Annotated in this window: 1 protein-coding gene; it reads right to left on the reverse strand. The window is 55.3% G+C overall.

The window, feature by feature from the left end; genetic code table 11:
• Nucleotides 1-102: 102 nt before the first annotated feature.
• Nucleotides 103-1,470 carry an integron integrase gene (locus RMSM_RS27990; RefSeq protein ID WP_008705042.1) on the reverse strand — a complete coding sequence of 456 codons (1,368 nt, stop codon included), beginning with the start codon at nucleotides 1,468-1,470 and terminating at the stop codon, nucleotides 103-105.
• Nucleotides 1,471-1,928 lie beyond the last annotated feature (458 nt).

Genomic DNA, 1,928 nt, shown 5'->3' on the forward strand with positions numbered 1-1,928 from the left:
GTCTCGCCATTGCGGTGGACCTCAGCGGAGTGTCACCCAAGTGACCGAAGGTGCAAGAAGAATCAGCCCTTCGAACTCTCATTATTTTAAAATTTCCAATTGTCAATTTAACTTTTTCAACCCTTCCCCACTCCTCGCATCCGCCGCCAACCGATCCAGCGGGCTGACCACCACAGGCCCCAACGTATTGTCCACATGTGTATAGATTTGCGTCGTCTTGATGTCCGCATGTCCCAACAGTTCTTGGATTCGGCGAATATCGGTTCCCGTCCATAACAAATGAGTCGCGAAGCAGTGCCGGAACGTGTGGCTGGTCACATGCTTGGTCAATCCTGCCGCCTCCACCGCCCGCCGCAAATGAGGCGGAAAAGTATCGCGATGCAAATGATGCCGATGCAAATTCCCTGTGCGTGGGTCACGCGAGAAACGTGACGAAGCGAACAGGTACTGCCAGCGGAGCTGGCGATGCGCCGAGGGGTATTTTCTTGACAACGCATGCGGCAACCACACCGACGCCGTGCCGTCGGCCAAGTCATGTTCATGCAGCGCCGCCCGCGTCGTCATGTATCGCCTGAGCACCTCGACAAGTTCCTCCGGCATCGGAACAACCCGGCTTTTGCCTCCTTTGGATTGATGGATCTCCACACGCCGATTGTCGAAATCCAAATCCTTGACCCGCAATCGAATCGCTTCGCTGATCCGCATTCCGCATCCGTACAACAATTGAGCGATCACCAAATGCACACCGCTCAGTCCGTCAAACACTCGGCTGACCTCCGGGGTACTCATCACCGTCGGAATCATGCCTCCCTTGGTCGCCCGGATTGCCTCGATGCTGCCCAATTCCCGCTTCAGCACCAAGGCAAAGAATTTTCGCATCGCATGAAAGGCCACATTTTGCGTTTCCGGCGCGACATTGCCATCGACCGCCAAGTCGGTCAGATGAGCCTCGACGTCGATTGCCGTGATCTTCTCGAAATCAGCCCGACAGGTCAGCGCTCGCGCAACCATAAACGCATTCAGTTTCTGCACGTACGACCGCTCGGTACCAATCCTCAGTCCCGCTCGCCGCATCGCTCGGCGAAATTCCTGGACCGCATCGGGTTCGCGAGCATCGATTTTGCCACCCGACTCTTCGATCGATCCGTAGCCCTCGTCACGACGACGCTCGACCTCAATGATTTCCAGCATCTTCTTCCGCACTGGCTCCAGGTCATCGTCCGGTTTTTGCAGCACCAGCCGGCGATAGATCATCAGCCCGCGAATGATCTTCATTCGCTTCCAGGCCGGAAAGTTCGCGTCCCGCTTACTCTTTAGAAACTCGATCACTTGCTCCGCAGTAAACTCGGTTCGCCGCGGGCTGTCCCAGCCGTCACGCCCCAGGAAGGTTGAGAGTTGCCTGAACCAAATCTTGGCCCACTTCAATTCCTGCTCCATCGACCCTGGTTTGATAAAAAGTTGCGATGCCATCGCCTCTGCCCTCCCGAGTGATCTGGTCGTTCGCAAACTCTGGTGATTTCGCCCCACACCAGACCGCTACGTCAAAGATTCAAAGCCGGACATCCTTTTTGGGCTGACTAGCCCTGCATCCTAACACTTGTTCAGGTCATCTCAACGTTTTTATCTCAAGTTCATGCGATTGCTTTGCTATCACACAACCGATTCCGCAGCAAAACGATTTCGTTTCAAGCGAGCGGAACAAGCGATAGCAAGGTCACTTGGAGCAATCCTGCCAACTCATCTCGCACACCCCGCCAGCGAGTGCGACCGAGGGTGAGAACAAGCTTGACACCCGCCCAGCAGCAGGTGAGAATAGCAATCGCGGTCGCCCGCTCCATAGAGGGGGCATGCCGTGAGAACAAGTCTGGAAACCGGTGAGAATACCCCAAAAGGACTTATTCTCACCCTTACCCACCGCAGAAACATAA

The organism is Rhodopirellula maiorica SM1, from assembly GCF_000346295.1.
Classification (GTDB): domain Bacteria; phylum Planctomycetota; class Planctomycetia; order Pirellulales; family Pirellulaceae; genus Novipirellula; species Novipirellula maiorica.